At 44.4% G+C, this 19020-nt stretch carries 11 protein-coding genes; 4 read left to right on the top strand and 7 right to left on the bottom strand.

The window, feature by feature from the left end; translation table 11 throughout:
* Positions 1-242: 242 nt before the first annotated feature.
* Together B4N43_RS08125 and B4N43_RS08120 are read left to right on the top strand one after the other, a co-directional pair.
* Positions 243-623, top strand: coding sequence for a hypothetical protein (locus B4N43_RS08125; RefSeq protein WP_286734033.1), 381 nt, complete (start codon positions 243-245; stop codon positions 621-623).
* 163 nt (positions 624-786) lie between these two features.
* On the top strand, positions 787-1341 hold the full coding sequence (locus tag B4N43_RS08120; RefSeq protein ID WP_182331073.1) for a hypothetical protein: 555 nt from the start codon (positions 787-789) through the stop codon (positions 1339-1341).
* Positions 1342-1439: 98 nt separating this feature from the next.
* Here B4N43_RS08120 and B4N43_RS08115 read toward each other — a convergent pair whose 3' ends face one another.
* The 7 genes from B4N43_RS08115 to B4N43_RS08085 all read right to left on the bottom strand — a co-directional run bounded on the left by B4N43_RS08115 (position 1440) and on the right by B4N43_RS08085 (position 17620).
* A complete protein-coding gene (locus tag B4N43_RS08115) occupies positions 1440-3920 on the bottom strand; it encodes a DUF4982 domain-containing protein (protein ID WP_286734031.1) in 2481 nt (826 codons plus the stop codon).
* A gap of 64 nt (positions 3921-3984) precedes the next feature.
* Complete coding sequence (locus B4N43_RS08110; RefSeq protein WP_286734030.1) at positions 3985-5007, bottom strand: glycoside hydrolase family 53 protein; 1023 nt, start codon at positions 5005-5007, stop codon at positions 3985-3987.
* 36 nt (positions 5008-5043) lie between these two features.
* On the bottom strand, positions 5044-6096 hold the full coding sequence (locus B4N43_RS08105) for a DUF5111 domain-containing protein (RefSeq protein WP_286734028.1): 1053 nt from the start codon (positions 6094-6096) through the stop codon (positions 5044-5046).
* A 111-nt stretch (positions 6097-6207) separates the two neighbouring features.
* Positions 6208-7773 carry a RagB/SusD family nutrient uptake outer membrane protein gene (locus B4N43_RS08100; RefSeq protein WP_088163671.1) on the bottom strand — a complete coding sequence of 522 codons (1566 nt, stop codon included), beginning with the start codon at positions 7771-7773 and terminating at the stop codon, positions 6208-6210.
* 32 nt (positions 7774-7805) lie between these two features.
* Positions 7806-10790 carry a SusC/RagA family TonB-linked outer membrane protein gene (locus B4N43_RS08095; protein WP_286734026.1) on the bottom strand — a complete coding sequence of 995 codons (2985 nt, stop codon included), beginning with the start codon at positions 10788-10790 and terminating at the stop codon, positions 7806-7808.
* A gap of 201 nt (positions 10791-10991) precedes the next feature.
* A complete protein-coding gene (locus B4N43_RS08090; protein ID WP_286734024.1) occupies positions 10992-13568 on the bottom strand; it encodes a hypothetical protein in 2577 nt (858 codons plus the stop codon).
* A gap of 149 nt (positions 13569-13717) precedes the next feature.
* Positions 13718-17620: an ATP-binding protein gene (locus B4N43_RS08085; RefSeq protein WP_286734023.1), complete on the bottom strand. Its 3903-nt coding sequence runs from the start codon at positions 17618-17620 to the stop codon at positions 13718-13720.
* 216 nt (positions 17621-17836) lie between these two features.
* Here B4N43_RS08085 and B4N43_RS08080 point away from each other — a divergent pair, with 216 nt between their 5' ends.
* The gene (locus B4N43_RS08080; protein WP_088162362.1) at positions 17837-18019 is read left to right on the top strand and encodes a hypothetical protein; all 183 of its coding nucleotides are present in this window, start codon (positions 17837-17839) and stop codon (positions 18017-18019) included.
* 45 nt (positions 18020-18064) lie between these two features.
* Positions 18065-18796 carry a PRC-barrel domain-containing protein gene (locus B4N43_RS08075; RefSeq protein ID WP_286734020.1) on the top strand — a complete coding sequence of 244 codons (732 nt, stop codon included), beginning with the start codon at positions 18065-18067 and terminating at the stop codon, positions 18794-18796.
* Positions 18797-19020 lie beyond the last annotated feature (224 nt).

Raw genomic sequence — 19020 nt, 5'->3', positions numbered from 1 at the left:
CAAAAAAAGGCCAAATATGACTGGAACCTGTCCAATCTGGTCGCATTCATCAGAATGAATATCTTCGTGAAAATAAACATCTGGCAATGGATAGATGATCCCTTTCTCAGGCCGCCTATAAAAGGAAAAAAGGGACAGCTAAAGATCTTCGCAGATTGAAAAATAGGGGTCAATATCGAAATGATGAAAAAAGCTATGCTTGTACCATAGAAATCCAATCCTAAAATTTATTTAGGACACATATGATTGCAGGTAAAACAAAATTCTTATGTTTAAATACCAATGCGCTGGAATCAGATTACTCCAATCCCGTTCCTGACTTTTCATTTATTGAGCAAGAGCGCCAAAAAGATACCACACGTTTTGAACAAACAGTTGTCGTCATGCATGCCAGACCCACATCCGATCAGTTCAACAACAATGTAGCTTCAGTCTTCCAATACAGTATAAAACAATTCCCCAATCTCCTTTATTGTACCAATGGCCACGATCATATCTATCAAAAAGAAGATATTTTTAAGGATGGTATCATCTATTACGGTACTCCCAATATCGGTAAACGTCAATTTCTAATTTTTACAATCACTAAGGACCACTATACCCATGAACTTGTTTCTTACTAAATCAAAAATACGATTTTTCGCGCTTGTTACCCTTTTCTTTTCAGTTCACAATATGGCTCAGGCTTCCGAACACCAATATCTCCCACGAACAAGCTTGGCTGGCAACAAAACGGACACCCTCCAGGAGAATAGCATCACAACGGACAGCATCAAAACGGGAAACATGAGATCTAAAGAACTAAAAAAAGCCGCCTTTAGCCTTGTTCCATCAAGTTACATGCTTCAATACGCAGGATCCATAGGACTGCTTTCTGCCGGAACAGGCTGGGATTATGGCCGACACAAGCAGTGGTCGACAGATTTCCTGCTTGGCTATGTACCAAAATACGATACAGACCGGGCTAAACTTACCTTAACGCTGCGTCAATCGTATACCCCTTGGGAAATTAAACTCAGTGAACAGTTTACTTATCATCCCTTGCGTACCGGCGCTTATCTCAATACGACCTTGGGTAAACAATTTTGGTATAAAGAACCCGACAAATACCCGAATAGCTATTATCGGTTTTCGACCAGGCTACGCATCAATATCTTTGTAGGACAGGACTTCAGTTATAAAATCAAATCCAACAGTTCTTATTTTGAAGGCATAAAATTCTATTATGATCTTCATACCAGCGATCTTTACCTCGTTAGCGGCGTACAGAACAAGTATCTTAAATTTGATGATTACATTGGACTGGCCCTAGGTGTCAAGCTACAGATTAGGCGAAAATAATGCACAAAAAAGGCTAGATCGATATCGATCTAGCCTTTCTGTTAAAATACAATCAACGCACTAACTTATTTAAGGTATCATTTAAACAAAAGCTACGGTCAAAACGTTTTAGAATTTACAGTCTGTACGTTTAATACCCCCTCTTTTAAACCTTTGCATTTCGCCTTTATCTGAATCTTTCCCGATTTTTCGCCTGCCTGCACAATCAAGTTAAGCTGTCCATTAAATAAATGCATCTGCGGTTTATGAAAAGCCTCCAGATTTGTTGGATCACCGTTAGCCAAGGCTTTAAATGTACCATCGCCACCTACTTCAAATTGGATCAGTTCTGCGGCCCTTGGACAGAGATTCCCCTCCTTATCCACTGCTTTGACACGGATATAGGCTAATGCACGGCCATCAGCAGAGATGGAATCATGAACCGCATCCATTTCAATCCTGAAGGCTCTTCCCGCCGTCCGTATTATTTTTTCGGCCGCTGGTTTTCCAGATTCATCGTAAGCTACTACTTTGACTTCTCCGGGTTCGTATACTGTATTCATCCACATGAGGCGGTAACGTTCCTGTAAAGAAGACTTACTCTTACGCTTTATTCCCTGACTTTTCCCATTGATAAAAAGTTCGGCACTTGGATAATCTGTATACACGAAGACAGGGGTTTCTTGCCCCACACGTTCAGGCCAAGTCCAATGTGGAAGTATATGCAGGGTATGCTCATTTCTATTCCATAAACTTCGGTACAGATAATAACGGTCTTTGGGAATGCTCGCCAGATCAATAATACCGAACATGGAACTATGGTTGGGCCAGGCATCGGTATCATAAGGGGAAGGTTCGCCAAGATAATCAAAGCCTGTCCAGACAAATTGCCCCATGGTCCAATGATGATCTTCCGCCAGGGCAAAATCCTCATCCGGAAGGTTGGACCAAGAGCAATATTCCATATCGTAAGAAGACGACTGATGATCGGAATACAACATATCACCTTTTTTTAGCACCGGAAATTTATAAACGCCCCTCGAGCTCACTGTTGATGCCGTTTCCGAACCCAACACTAGATTTTGGGGTAATTTGGCATACGCCTCTTCGTAACGGTGCGCACGATAGTTTAATCCCGGAACATCCAACAGACTAGCAAAACCATTTTCCAGCACACAGCTTACCTGATCCATACCGCAGGTCACTGGTCGGGACGGATCCTCACGATGGCATATATCCTGTAAAAACGAAGCTACTTTATAGCCTTCAGCACTGCATTGTGTGGGCACTTCATTTCCAATGCTCCACATCACGACAGCAGGGTTATTTCTAAAATGATGGATCATGTTGACCATATCCCGTTCGGCCCAATCCGCAAAAAATCGATGATATCCATTTTTACATTTCGCAATATCCCATTCGTCAAAAGGTTCAATCATCAGCATAAAGCCCAATTCGTCACATAGGGCAACCAATTCCGGAGCCGGCATATTATGTGCCGTACGAATGGCATCGCAGCCCATATCTTTGAGTAATTCCAATTGATAACGAAGAGCCGAAACATTGATTGCAGCCCCCAAAGGTCCAAGATCGTGATGATTACATACCCCCTGAAACTTTCGGATCTTTCCATTTAACATAAATCCCCGGTCGGCAATAATACGTACCTCCCGAATCCCAAAACGGGTTTCAAAACTGTCTGTCAATTTACCGTCTACAAATACTTGCGTGGAGGCCCGATACAGATTTGGATGTTCGGGGCTCCAGAGAGCAGGGTTTATCACTTCAAGATTTTGCACGAAAGGCTTGACATAATTTAGTTTTTGTTGGTTTTCCTTCTGCGCAACCACCTGTCCCGCCGCATCCAAAATCGCAGTTACCATTCGTACCAACTTGCCATCAGCATTCTTCAAACTGGTTTCAAGCTTAACTGAGGCTAGACTGTCCGACACAAAAGGCGTCGTGATATACGTCCCCCAAACAGGTACATGGATCTTCTCCGTCACGATTACATGCACATTGCGATAAAGTCCTGCACCGGGATACCAGCGTGATGACTGTGCTTTATTTTCCAACCGCACAGCAACTGTATTATTCATCCCGTCCGGATGTAGAAATTCGGTCACATCACAATGAAAAGCATTGTAACCATAGGGCCAAAAGCAGGCTTCCTTTCCATTGACATAGACCCGGGCTTCACTCATTGCACCATCAAATTTCAGGACCACGCGTTTATTGACGGGGTCGAATTGTGGAATATCAAAGTTGGTACGATACCAACCCACCCCCACATAAGGCAAACCGCCAGTCCGGCCCGTTTTTACAGTTGCCTTTTTCTCTCCATTTTGTGTCACTGCAACATCCTGCAGATCGTGTGACCGGTCAAAAGGCCCGAAAATAGCCCAATCATGCGGTACAGTGACCTTTTTCCAGGCCTTATCATCCAATGCTGCTGATTCCCCATGAACAACCTCACCCTGAAAAAAACGCCAGTTTTTCTCCAACAGGAAGGATTGGCGTGCTGACTGTCCGTGCGAATTGCCCGAAACAAGTAAGAATAAAAGAAACAAAAAGTAAGTCGTACGCAGTAATCTCATCATCAATTCAGGTGTTTATAGTCTACAGTTCAATTTTTTCATTGTCATTCAGCGGCTTAAATATACTTTATTTAAAGGCATTCAATGCTTTTGTTGGGCGCCCATTATTGTCAAATGCGCCTAGGGTATAACCATTCCAGCCACCATACGCCAAAGGCTCCCAATAGAATATACCCAGTACTTTCTGATCGGGCACACTATTGACCGCATTGAAAAGATCTTTTAACCATATTTCAGCACTATCTGCTTCATCCCAGCTCATCCCCACCTCGCAGATCATCACTTCTGAATTGTATCGGGCAACCATATCGTTGATGTTGCTGATGCAGGCCGCATTGCGCTCTTCCCAGTTTTCTGGAGTCGGATAAAGTGACATGCCAATTACATCCCATTTCCCACCGTTGTTTTTCAGACCGTCGAACATCCAACGAAACAAGTCATTGTCAAATCCATTATGCAGATGTACGATCACTTTTGCTGCCGGAAACACCGCTTTTACCGCATCATAGCCGGCATTATTCAATGTGGCATAATTAGCCATACTGACAGAGGCTTTTCCATCTTCCCAAAGCATTCCGTTGCCCGTTTCATTACCGACCTGCACCCATTCAGGTGAGATACCACTATCTTTTAGCAATTGAAGAACCTCCGTTGTATGATCACTAACAGCCTTCTTTAACCCATCAAACGATAAGCTCTTCCAGGCGGCAGGCTTTGTCTGCTGTCCCGGATCCGCCCAGGTGTCACTGTAATGAAAATCCACCATAATACGCATGCCCAGATGATGCGCCCGACGAGCTTTGACCAGTACGTCATTCTTGTTGCACCAGCCTTGTTGGGGATCTACCCAAACACGCAGACGTACCGCATCCATGCCTAGTCCACGCAAGATTTTCAGCCCATCCACTGCGCTGCCTCCTGCATTAAAAAATTGCACACCTGAGGCTTCCATTTCAGTAATCCAGCTCACGTCCGCACCTTTTGCCAAATGTGTTTTAGGTACATCCACCTTAAGATTATCTTTGTCGTTACAGCCAGACAAGCCCAAACACAAGCCTATCAGGGCCAACATTATTTTTATTTTTTTCATCCGATTATTTCATTTAAGAACCCGTCCCTATCTATTTTATTCCACATGATATTTGAATTGTTTTGGATCGCTTAGATCAAGAATCAAGGTATGTGTGCCGATCTTGTCATAAGCGAAGCCAGTTCCATCGCCCGTATACAAGGCACAGTTTCCATCGCCCTCTGCTGCGCCAAAAAACCAAGTCCAGCTGCCATTGATCAATACCTTAATTCCCCATTGTTCAGCTACCGTTGTCGTGATGGTTGCTTTCCAAACCTTCGCCGTCTGGTCATATACCATTGGTGTTGCTGTTGCACTCCAACCATTGAAATCGCCCGTTACCGTCATGGATTCTACGGAAGTTTCTTTCCAGGCCAATTTATTGACATCGGCTGTCAAGTATAAGTATCCACCTTTACTCGTCCAGCAATTCCAGCGATCAGCTCCGCTATACAAGATATATTGGCTACCATCTAGGGGATAAGAACCATAGATGAGTGGTGCACTCGCACTTTCCGCATTGGTTAAATAAAAATTATACCATTGGTCGAGACGCACAAAACCATCGTAAAAACCATCTTCCTTTCTCGAACACAGTTTCCATGGAAATTGCGTAAACTCTTTATTCGATAGGTAGAGATAGGCAGCATCCTCCACGGGCTGATAAGCGGTCACAGTCAGGGCGATCACATTACTGTAGAGCCAATCTGTATTGGTTCCCAATCGTGAAGCAATACGGACATAAAACACGTTCTTTTCATCGGGCAAAAATCCCATTCCCGTGACAAGGTTATTCAATTGTTCATGCGTATAGCTGAGCGAGCTTGCTACCTGCTCGATACTTTTGGTGACAGCAGAAAAAGATGGATCAGCAGCAATTTCTATTTTATTTTTTAAAGCCGACTGCGCCATTGGTTCATCGCTGCCCAAAATCGCCTCATCCCAGACAAGCTGCAGCGCCACGGTCTTGCGGTCAGTAGATTTTAAGACCAGTTCTGTTGTACTGCTGTACAACACTGCAGGTTTTATCCCACTGACAGCCGGTGTCCCACCCTCCTTTTTACAGGCAACGAAAAGCAACACCAGGATATAGAGTGTCAATTGTTTCATAGGTATCATTATCTTTAAAAGTCCATCTGGGAATACCTGGATACTCTCCGCAGCATGTGTGCTCAAATAGCAGTATATCCCCATAGATTTAGTTATTAATGCCAGCCAGCGCTAGTAGCCAGGATTTTGGATCAAATTCGGATTAGCGCTCATATCGGTGGTTGGAATCGGATACAGATTGAATTTCGCATCCACAGAGCGGCCGTTCATGTCACCGCCTTTCCATTGCCAGATGTAATCGCTACCGGTAAATTTCCCAAATCGAATCAGGTCAGTACGACGCGTACACTCCCAAAACAGTTCACGGCCGCGTTCTGCAAGGATAAAATCCAGTGTCAGCTGCGCCTGGTCAATGGCTCCGGCCGAACTACCATACCCCCGCTGACGGATACTGTTGACCAACCTGATCGCTTCCTGTACACTTCCTCCGCCACCGCGCAGTACAGCCTCAGCATACATTAGATACACGTCGGCCAAGCGGATCATCGGGAAATCAGTACTTACCAAACCTTCATCTGTCGTATAGGTACCATCATCTTTCAAATTTGTAAACTTAACAAGTCCATATCCCTGGCTCGAGGCAGCGGGGTCTTCGACATCCAGGGACTGGCCGTTTTTCCAGAAATCACCTCTTTTGTCTTCCGCCTGAAAGAGTGCCACAAATTCGCGAAGTGTACGAAAACTATTCCAGCCGGAAAGCACACCGTAATCCGATGATTTCATGCTTCCAACAATAGGGCCGTTGACAAGATACGTTGTCGCACCCCATGTCGTTGTATGCGCTACATCGGCCTCTATCGGGAAAATAATTTCATTGGTCCGTTTATCATTATCAGCATTAAATACCTGCTTATAGTTCGCATTTAAGGAATATCCAGCATCAATCACTTTTTTCGCATAGTTTAGGCATTCCGCATTTCGTGCTGTACCCGTATAGACCTGCGCATTCAGATAATTTTTGGCCAATAGGGACCAGGCGGCAGCACGGCTTACCCGACCATACTCATTTTGACGTGCTTCCGGTAAGATCGTCTCGATCTCAGTCAATTCTTTTTCAATAAATGCAAAGAGATCAGCTCTTGTCATCCGTGGTGGAAAAAATGCAGCAACCGGGTCCTTTTCAGTCACAAAAGGAACGTTCCCATAAAGGTCCATGGCATGACTATAGGCCAATGCACGCAGAAAACGCGCTTCGGCTGCGAACTCCAAAATTTGTGCCTGCTCGGCCGAATTAAAAGTCGCCAGCTTCTCTGTTGTTGCATTCCGTAGAAATTCATTACAGATGGCTACCGTATAGTAGATCCGATAATACATGGCATTCACCCAGGTATCAGAAGCTCCCCAGGTCATATACTGGATATCGGTCATATTGTCGCCTCCTGCCCATGTATAGATCACTTCATCAGTCGGTACCTCCTGCAAGTTAAAGTAAACCCGAAGGTAACCCCAAGAGGCCGTGCTGCCCGCCATATCCGGATCGGCATCACCACGTCCATTGCCCGCAACGGCAAATGAGGCATACAATTTAGCAAGTACTGCCCGGTAACCATCCACAGAGGTGTATACCGACTCCGAAGTAGTTTCTACAGTGGGATACTGGTTTAAGTCTTTTGTACAGGATTGTAGCAATGCGATTATACTCAACAATCCAAAACAATATCTTTTTATATTTTTCATCGCTATATAAGTTTTCTTTTTTGAGGTAGCCATTAAAAATCCATATTGAGACTCAAGGAGAAAGTTCTTGAGCGTGGGTAGAACGAACTGTCGAAGCCACTCGGAACCTCAGGGTCCATGCCGCTATATTTGCTCACAATAAAAACATTCTGAGCTACCGCACCCACACGTAGATTGGAGATCTTACCCACCTGACCAAAATTATAGTTCACCGACAGGTTTTCCATCCGAAGGAAGGAAGCATTTTCGACGTAATAATCCGAATAATACTGTCTGGTCTGGAATTGGGTATTCAAGTAATCCCGATGTAAGTTGTTGATCGATGCATCCACATATTGAACTGTTTCCCAAGCACTAAGATTCATTTTGGTATTATTGAATACGTAGTTACCCAAATTTGCGCGTAGCGTCGTTGCTGCTGTCCATTTTTTGTAGGTTAACTGCGTATTGAAACCAAAGAGCCATTTTGCCGCGGGCGATTGATAGCGGTACAAGTCCTTTTCGTTGATCGCTCCATCACCATTCAGATCCGCATATACACCTTCGAGCGGCTTGCCAGCCTCATTGTACAACTGTTTGTAGACATAAAACATGTAAGGCTGATACCCCGTTGTCAGAATCTGTATACCACGGCCACTGACATTCGGTCCCACATAAGTTCCTATGGCATTCGCATCCTGCACCAAAGCTGTATTGGTTACTTTTGTATGCTGATTAGTCGCATTGAAATTGACTTCCCAGCGCAAATTATCCTTTTGTATGGGTACGGTATTCAGTTGAAATTCGAAGCCACTACTTTCGACATTACCTACGTTGATAGTCGCGTTCTGGTCAAAATTGGTTCCTGCGGCTACAGGCACATTGGCCAATAGATCATGCGTTTTTCTTGTGTAATAGTCAATTGCACCAGACAGCCTGTTTTTCCAGAAAGCGAAATCCAGGCCGTAGTTAAATGCTTTGGTCGTTTCCCAGCGTAAGTCCCGATTGTAAACCGATGGTCTATACACCAGATGGTACTGATCGCCGAAACGATACTGTGCATAGGCTGTTCCCAAATTGTATACCGGCAAATATTCGTAATTTCCGATCCCTTCCTGCTGACCTGTAACGCCGTAACTCGCACGGAGCTTTAGATCGTCCAGGAAAGAGATTCCTTTCATGAAAGACTCCTGCGAAAGACGCCAGGCCAAGGCGACTGAGGGAAATGTTCCCCAACGGTTTTCGGGGCTGAATCGGGAAGTTCCATCCTTACGGACCGTAGCGGTCAATAAATAACGGCTATCGTAATTATAGTTGATCCGTCCGTACCAGGAAATCAGGGTATGTCTTTCGTCAGATGCAATAGCAGTCGAGCGTATATCACCAGCTTCGTTATAGTATACTATAGGTGGCCGTCGGGCACTCCAATATTGATAATCGTGACCTGCTGTCACGTCAATTGTACTTTTAATTTCCGGGAAGAACTTGTTGTAGTTTAGATAGCCTGTAAACAATTTATTTTTAAGCGTCTGTTCATAACGGTCAAAAGCGCCTCCGATCGTAAAATTATTGGCTGCACTTGCCGGAATAAGATTCGATCCATTTCCTTTGGCATAGTCATATCCGAGTGTTACGTGCGCTTTCAATTCAGGTAGCAGATGGAATTTATAATCGAGGTCAAGGTTACCCACGGCTCTATTGACTGTACTACGGTGTTTTTCCTGCTTGAGCAATCCAAGTGGATTGAGGTTTGCACCTGTTGCCGGAAGACCGGCATTATCCAAACTCTCGTAATAGCCACCATAAGCATCTGCCCCAGAATAAATCGGTTGCGTAGGATTAAATGCTACAGCAGACCATATCGCATCGGTATTGGCAAAACCGTTGTTGTTATGGGCACCTTTAACATTTAAATTTACGGTCAGGTGTTTATTAAAAAAAGTGGGATTTAACACCAAAGCGCCCGTCACGCGCTCCGTTTTGTCGGTCCGCAAAGTCCCTTGCTGATTATAATAGCCCACCGATGTACGAAAAGGCAAGGTTTTGCCGATCTTTCCCTGTAGACTTAAGTTATTATCCGTCCCGATGGCATCCTGAAAAACCTCAGACAGCCAATCTGTTGAGGCATTGCCCAATAACGCCTTTTGGGCAGTGCTCCCTTTGGTATTGATAAGCGAGGCAAATTCATCGCGCGACATCATATCAGCCACTCCCATAGCCTGCTGCATGGACACGATTGAAGAGAAAGAAAGCCGTAAAGCATCTCCTTTACCCTTCTTTGTTGTTATCAATAATACCCCGTTTGACGCTCGGGATCCATATATTGCTGTCGATGATGCATCTTTGAGCACTGTCATGCTTTCGATATCATTCGGGTTGATCAGACTGAGAAAATTGCCACTATTGCCGCTAATACCACCAGTCTCTAGCGGTACACCGTCCAATACGATCAATGGATCGTTGCTGGCACTCAAGGAGGCTCCCCCACGGATACGTATCGTACTCCCGGAAGAAGGAGAACCGCTGTTGGACATCACCTGCACACCAGCTGTTTTTCCATTGATCAGCTGTTCGGGAGAGCCGACAAGTCCACTGTTAAAATCCTTGCTTCCGACCGTATTTACGGCACCGGTTAGATCCTTTTTTGTTGTACTACCATAACCTACGATGACGAGCTCTTCCAGCACATTTCCCGCAGGCACCATGCTGACATCCACAGATGTTCCCCCTACCACCGTCAAGGTTTGGCTACTGTAGCCTACAACAGAGAATAGAAGCTGGGATTTACCCTTGGACAATGAGATACGGTACGAGCCATCACTCGCCGTTGAAGTGCCCACCGTAGTTCCGGCCACCAATACTGTAACACCTGCCATCACCTGCCCTTGCTCGTTGCGGACCACCCCACGGACATCCTGTTGTTGCATCGACCTGATCCACTTGCTTTCCCCTTTCGTTGCAGCATATAGCTGCATTTCCCCAAGACAGGATAGCAAGGACAAGCCCAATAAACTTGTTTTAAATGCAAAACCCTTCATTGTTTAAAATTTAGATGTGTTTATAATTGTTTTCTTTCCCTTTATTATATTTTTTGTATTCCTTATCGCTTTATTTAAGCATTCCCCTAAAAAACGTCGCCGTTTTTTTCAGGTCGTCGTCCTGCTCCAAACCTTGATCCTTACGGCCTGACGTATTATTATCCATGCCCTACTAATCGGTGGCATTAAGCAGCTGTATCGCTATTCGAGCCATATCGCAGCTATAGATAGTGCCACCCCTTCCATCTTTTCGCCTGAAACGATTAGTTTTTCGATATCCCTTTTGTCAAATTGAACCGGAACCGTGGGCTTAAAAAACCGTTCAAGAAATACAGGATAAGGAGCAGGTAGCAAAGCCGTAGGCACGAGTTTTAAGTCGGCTAGATCCATACGGACCACTGTTTCGCCGGATGCCCCAATAGCTATATTATCCACATAGGTATACCCTTTTTTTGTCACAAACCCAGCATTCAGTAGCGGATTTCCACCCTCATGTTTCAAGAGTATGCAGAGCTTTGTGGCAGCAGCGATACCCGCAGGCCGTTCAGCAATTGTCGATTTGATATCTTTTACCCAAAAATACTGTACCCCAGAATCCTTGGCATGAAAAGTATAGGTCCAAAATGGAACTTTACTGAGATCATGATGCTCCCGTTGCGCAGTCATGTAAGCCGTTTCTGGAATAGCGAAAGTTTCCAAAGAAGAGACTTTGGAGAAGGATTCAAAAAGCCCTATAGGCGCACCCTGCTCATATAAGCCCACGGTCCAATAACTATTGACGCGATAATTCCATTCCAGTGGGGCTCCAGTCTGATTGTCTGGGTAAGTAATTTTTTCACCACCCACAAACACAGTAGCTGTATATTTCAATTCATTGCTGACTAATAAGGATGCCGGGATGTCCGCTTCATAGGTACAGTTATCTGTGGAGATCAACTTGATGTAGGGATTATGATCTTTCCAAAACGAAACCTGATCCGTTTGTAGAATAATGGAATCGGGCTGTTTTTCAAAAACATAACGGAACTGCAATTTGGTAGACCGGCCTTTTTCCAATACTTCGGGCTGCTGGTGTATCAATAAAGGCTGCTTCAGCGCTTCCGTTTTTGGCGCGTAATATTCGCCTAAATAGCCATTTTTCCAGGGCGAGGAAGCTAGCCAGCTATTTTTCAGCTTGATATTCTTACGCTTTAACAGATATACTCCAGGCTTAACGCTAAAACTTGTTTTAGCGACTGAAATAGCTTCATCGCTGTCATTTTTCCCTACCAGTGACCGGACGGTAAAAAGGTCGCCTAGATCAGGGATCCGAATATCGATCATCTGTGACCGATACAGGATATGTACCACCTCCCGATCGAGCGATGGCTTGGCAAAAGGATCAGCGATTTTTTCTGCATCCGGCATAACCTCCAAACGCCATAGACCATCTTCCAGACGATCTAAAAAATAAGCACCAGATCCGCCATACTCCACCACAGGTGATGAACCATGACCGGCAATATGTTGCAATTTCGTTGGATTTAAAGGGCTTACTGTCGTATTATTGGTGTAAAAATACTTATCCTGCGCATTCATCACGGAGAGATCCTGCTCATAACTGACGCTAAAATCGCCAAATAGGGTGTCTTGAGGATACTGTTCAAACTTTTTATTTCTTGGTATCGTATAAGCTACCTCCGCAGCAATCATGGTACTCAGTGCTTTTGCCGGGGTATAAGCCAAATTGAGATAATGTGTCTGATATTCGGTATTGTAGGCTGCAATATCCATCGGATCGTAAGCAAACTGAGTGATCCACTGAAATCCCGCCGAACGAAATGTGCGGCTCATTGCGGGATGCATGTAGCTGTAGAGATTATCAGCAGGATCATATTCGTAAACCGCCTTCGCTTTGTTGGCAAAGCCTTTCAAGTTTGAAAAAGGGATATCGTAATGATCAATGTAAGGAAGAAAATTCCCCTGGCGCTCCCGTCCAGCAACCAGTCCCACAGGATACCATTGATAGGTTGTCCCTTGGATATCAGCATCAAAATAAGCCTTAACATGTTCCATATTATGACTTACATTGTAGAAAATCGGTTTTTTGTTACCACTTTTCTTCATGGCCTTCACCATTCGACCGATATAGTCCGACGTCGTCTGAATGGCACCTGTATGGCAAGGTTCATTATTTATTTCAAAACCTATGATGTAAGGGTCCGTCTGATAAGCATTTCCGGTATACGGGTTGACATGATGAAGTAACTGGGTAATGTATTTTTCTTGAGCAGCTATCGACTGTGGATTAGCATGAACCGCACACTTCTCATAATGATACGTAAATGCATCTGTATTTATATTTCTTTCTGGATAACCATTACCAAAATTGGTCATTCCCGTAATCAGGATCCTAATTCCCCTTTCCTGAAGTTTAAAAAGTAGATAATCCAATAGATCAAGGTGTTCATTGCTGATCAGGTTACCATTTTTATCGGAGATTTCTACATCCCAAATATGGATACGATAAGCATTATATCCCAAACGGGCGAAGTGGTAAACGTCGCGATCAATAGCCTGCTTTCGATCGATGCCTTTATCGTGTAAAGCCCGAAAGGCATGGGCAAAAGGAACGGTATAATTGACGCCATAAAATGAAGCTTCAGCTTTGGAGTCGGACCAGCGCATGACACCTTCACGGTCGACAAAAACTGTAGGGACCTTTTTAATCGCCTTCGATTGAGCGTAAGAATTGACATAGCCCAAAAGAGCAAAGCAGCATAAAATAATTACACGCATGGTTTGTATCGATTTATAATTTTTTGGTTATTACTCTTACAAACCTATCAAACGTGATTATTTTTTAAGGCCACATATCGGACAAAGAACAACACAAATTGGACATCCCCAACCACCTAAAACAACAAACAATACTAACAATCAATTACTTACAAATAACCTTCCATATACACCTTTGGTGACATCCCAAATTCCGATTGAAAACATTTTGAGAAATAAGAAGCATTGGAGAATCCGACCATATACATCACCTCGGAAACGGTAAACTTTTTTTGCTGTAATAACAGCGCTGCTTTCTTGATACGAATGCTGCGTATATACTCCACCGGTGTATAGCCTGTTAGTTGCTTAATTTTACGATAGAGTTGTCTGGCGGCGACATCCGTGAGCTCACTGAGCCGCTGCACCGAAAATTCCGAATCGTCCAAATTTTCTTCGATCAGCTGTGTCACATTGGTCAGGAATTTTTCATCCGGTGAATGTACAGCTATTGCTTCTGTGGGTTTACTGATTTCGTCGATACGCAATTGAGCGACAATCTTATCTTTCCTATCCAAGAGCTGCAATAGCTGTATTTGGAGCAAGTCCAGATCAAAAGGCTTCGCCATATAAGCATCTATGCCGACGGCAACCCACTCGCGTCTGATCAGCTCATCGTTTTGTGCGGTAAGCAAAATAATCGGAATGGTTGCCGTCACGATATTTTGTCGTAGTTTTTTCACCATTTCAATCCCCCCCATATTGGGCATCATGGCATCCGTGAGAATAATGTCGGGCACAAAACTATGTCCGTCGATCAAGCGTAAGCCCTCGCTACCATCACTCACAATGCGGCAATCGTAATGCGACTGCATGGCATTTCGTAAAAAATCAGCGAGTTCGGCATTATCTTCGACGATCAGTAGTTTTCGTTTAGCCCCTACCGGTATGCTATCGGTCTCATCCTTATCGTTTACATGGTCATGTTTCCAACTAAGCGTTACGGCTGTGCCCTTTTGATCGCTCGCTATATCAACGCTCCAGCCCAACTGCTCACAATAACTTTTGACCAAGTACAGACCAACGCCCGTCCCCTGTACAGCACTCACTTCTTTCAGGGAAGAACGATAGAATTTGCTGAAGACATAAGGCAGGTCTTCGGGTGCTATACCAATTCCCGTATCCCGAACGATAAGCTTGACATCCGGACCAATTACTTTCAGCTGCAGTTCCACGCTACCCTCCGGACGATTATACTTACAGGCATTAGCGATGAGGTTGTTGAGAATCGATCCCAGTTTGGCTACATCGGTCTGTATAAAAAAGCTCTCTACATCGGTAACAAAGTCAATATGGACGGTACTGTACTCAGGCACCTGCTGCCAGTCAGCTATAATTTGTCTGCTATAGGCGACCAGATCCATCTGAGAGGTAAGCAGGCCCTGCAAGGGCGTCTGTTGCTGCTCTACCTGATCAAAAGTCATCAATTCCTGGATGAGATGACTGATTTTTAAGGCATTTCGATGAACACCATCCAGTTGCTTCTTTTTGTCACTGTTCTTTGTCTGCCGCATCATTTGGCTGACAGGGGCCAAAATCAGGCTCAACGGGGTTTTCAGCTCATGCGACACAGCTGTCAGGAAGTCCATTTTCATTTTTGTGAGCTCAAGTACCTTTCTCCGTTCGCGCCTTTCCCATTTTAGCGTACTGCGAACCCTGAAAAAATTGACGACCCAAAATAGCAGGAAAATAACAATGAGGACGTAAGCAGCTTTAGCCCAATAGCTTGCATACCATGGATAACGGATCTGAATATGGTAGGTATAAATCTCCGACACAACATGACCGGCGACATCCACTTTAGCCAACTGAAGGTCGTAGTTACCCGAACTTAAGTTGGACAGCAGCACTTTGTTATCACCCCGTTCCATCGGAATCCAGGTTTCATTTTTTCCTTTAAAAGCATAAGCTAGGCGATAGCCTAAATGATTTCCATAATCCAAATCGGAAAATTCAAGCCGGAGGTTATTCTGATCATGCGCCAAAGTGATCTCGTTTTTATACCGTAAGCCATAGTCGTAATTACCGAAACGTTCATTATTGACATACATTGCGGTGAGCACAATCTTTTTGGAACCATCCAGATCCGCTTGCTCATTTTGCGCGGGCAACAGGACCAGCTCATCAATTCCGCCCAGCACCACTTCCTCCCGCTCTTTATCGTAATACATCGAGGATATCCTTTGCCCGTATCTTAATAGTTCCGTTTTTAAACTCTGCTTATTAACCTGCCATACCCCAGTACTTGTTGCCAGCCAGATGCTTTCTTTGACCTCGGCCATGGCAGTTACTTCTCCTTTACCAACAGGATCAAAACGAACCAATGTATTTTTCCCGTCCGGAGCAATACGCCTCAATTCGCCATGTTCCCCTACCCACACCGTATGCTGCCTATCCTTCAGCATAAAGGTCGCCTGATCCAATGCATGCCCAGCGCTGTCTTTAAGCTCCGTTATTTTCCCTGTGGCCACATCAATGCTACTGATCCCCTTATTATAGAACAGCGCCAAGATCTTCCCCCTACCATTGTCAACGATCTGATTGGCAAAATCTTCCAGAAGACCGTCAGCTTTACTGAAATTACGGCTTGCTATGACCGGGCCCTTGGCTTCCAATAAACGGCTTCGGTTGACGACAAATATTCCCCCCATATAGGAGGCCACCCAGAGATTATCCTGTCCATCTTGCAAGATGTCGTACGACCATTTCGCATTTCGTCTTCCACTGGCATCGACAATTGTAAAGGTTTTAAACTGTTTCGTATGCGCATCAAACACATTGACGCCGCCGTCTGAGGCTATCCACACCAATCCCGTATGATCCTCAAATATATCCCGGATACGGTTGTGTGCCAGACGATAGGTCTTGGCATCCATACGGTACCAGCTGCTTTCCGTATTTTTGTCGTCCAGCCCACGTACACGGATCAAACCATTATCGCCGCCCAGCCAATACCAGCCATTGCGATCCCTGTTAATTTTATAAAAACGGTTGCCGTCGCTGCTCGCAGTCAATTGATAGATCGGCAGTATTTTTTCCACCTTACGGTTGGACCATAAGGAAAATCCCAGGTCTGTACCCAGCCAGATATTTTCCGACCGATCCTTAAAGATACTCCACACGATGTTATTGGCCAGCGAGTTTCTATTCCGGGAATCATGTTTGATCCGTTTGACCAACTGCTGATCCAGCTGATACGTAAAAAGACCATCATCCGTACCGACAAGCAAGGTGTTGGAATCTTTGGAAGCCATCGCTTTGATGGGATGATTTTGTAATACCGGAGTTTTCTGAAGCGTATGATTCTTCGTATTATAGCGATACAGGCCGTATTCTGTTCCAACATAGGTACTTGCCGATTCCGGAATAGAAAATATAGAATTCACAAATTGATTACTACCCGGCCTATAATCTGGAAGTGGGAGAGGCACAATATCTTTTTTCGATGGATTTAATTCAAAAAGTCCATTATATGTACCGATTAAGATTCTATCGCCCACCTTTTCCAGTGCATACACGGCGGTTTTTGATTTGTTCTTTGGAAATGAATTCTGATAATCGATAAGTTTACGTGTCTTGGTATTATAGCAATACAAACCACTTATTGAACCGATCCACAAGGTATCGCCAACAAGGAGCAAAGACCTGACATCTCCAGGTCCCCCTGCCGGAAAAGATTCAAATCGGTCGTACTGATAGTTATAGAGCAGCACTCCCTGCCCTGTCCCCAATGCGAAATGTTTATTATCGATCAGTGCAATACAGTAAACGAACGTCTGAAAAGGAGATTTGGTCCCCGTGAGCGGCTGTAGTGCATAGCCATCATAATTAAATAACCCATTGTTACTTCCGAGCCAAAGCATCCCCAAGCTATCCTGTGCAAAAGAGTGGACTGTATTTGCATTCGTTCCCAAGGAAATATTGCGAAAAGAGGGATAATCCAGCGATTGCCCGAAAACAGCCGTACCCACGAAGGAACAGACAAGTAACCAACAGAAATAAAGAGACTGCATTTTTTATAAGCGCTATACCACAAACTTAATTATTTCAAACGGAATACTGCTTATCCAATCAATTGTGCCAAGCGAAAATAGCGTCCTTTACGCCGATGTGCAACTCTTACTTTTCTACCGTTTTCAAGGCGGTTTGATTTCACCAGCAATCCTGCCTAAACGAAATTTTTTCAAACGAAGCCTCATAGCGGTTGTTCTTTTTAAAAAAAAGTATATATGGCACATTTAGAAGTAAAACCGAGAAACGGAGCGCCCTGGTGGCTATGGCTGCTGCTTTCACTTATCGCGCTGGGATTGGTCCTGTATTTTATAAACCGTTACAACAGTGACGCCAGGTTAAATAACCCCACTCCAGATACAAGCATTAACGAAACAGCGCCGCAAACAGATACGCTTTAGACTCCGTTGCATATAAAAAATTGATCACCCAATAAAATTGAAGACATGGCATTAGAAGAAAAAAAATATAATCATCTGATTGAACTCGGTGGAAGCGATTACGAAATTGTCGATGGCGAACCTGATATCCGGGGCTGGAAAGTAAAGAATGAGGCCGGCCAACTGCTCGGCAAGGTAGATGATCTGCTCTTTGACCCTGAAAGCCAACAGGTCCGTTACATCATTATCGATCTCCATGACGCCGAATTTGTTATTGACGAAGATAAGAAAGTATTAGTCCCCATTGGACTGGCGTCGCTTTACGATGGCACACAGATTCAGCCCAGCAATGAAGAAGCTTACACAACCCCAGCTGTTGAGCCGATCGATCATAGCGTGATCCTAACGGTAGACGAAATCCCAACGGAAGAACCCGCAACCGATTATCTGTACAACCCTGCCGATGATGGCGAAGTTGTGGTGATATCCGTCAACGAAGATCAGTTAATCCGCTTACCTGCTTACCAACAGGATCAGCTCGATCCCGAAACAGAACTTAGTATCCGTCATATATTTGAAGGCACCGGCGATGTGGGTTTTATCGTGAGCGAAAGCAGCTATCACCCGACGGAATTCTATGATCATTATCACTTTAGTGAAGACACGTTCTATAGCGGCGGGAAAAAGACCGAAGGTCTTCCGCCGGATCAGACCCAACGGACCAGAAGGGTGACTGCCAGACATGAGCAAACCACAGGACATGAGCCAGGCACGCTCGACAATAACAGTGAATTATAGGATAATCAGATATAACTATTATATCAGGAACTATTACATCAGGCTTAAATTACAGCATTTATTTAAGCCTGATGTCTATTTATAGCTATTTTATCGGGCCGTATTTACCGAATTGACTTGTTAAAATACCCAAACCGCCAGTATTTTATAACCTATCGCGATAAAAAACTACCCAAATCCCTCTAACGTCCTATAAACTGCATTAAAATTGCAGGATTTGTAGA

Origin of the sequence: Sphingobacterium sp. UBA1897, from assembly GCF_002337775.1 — a bacterium.
GTDB classification, from domain to species: Bacteria; Bacteroidota; Bacteroidia; order Sphingobacteriales; family Sphingobacteriaceae; genus Sphingobacterium; species Sphingobacterium siyangense.
Note: the sequence above shows the minus strand (reverse complement) of the source record. Positions and strands in the feature narration are given on the sequence as shown.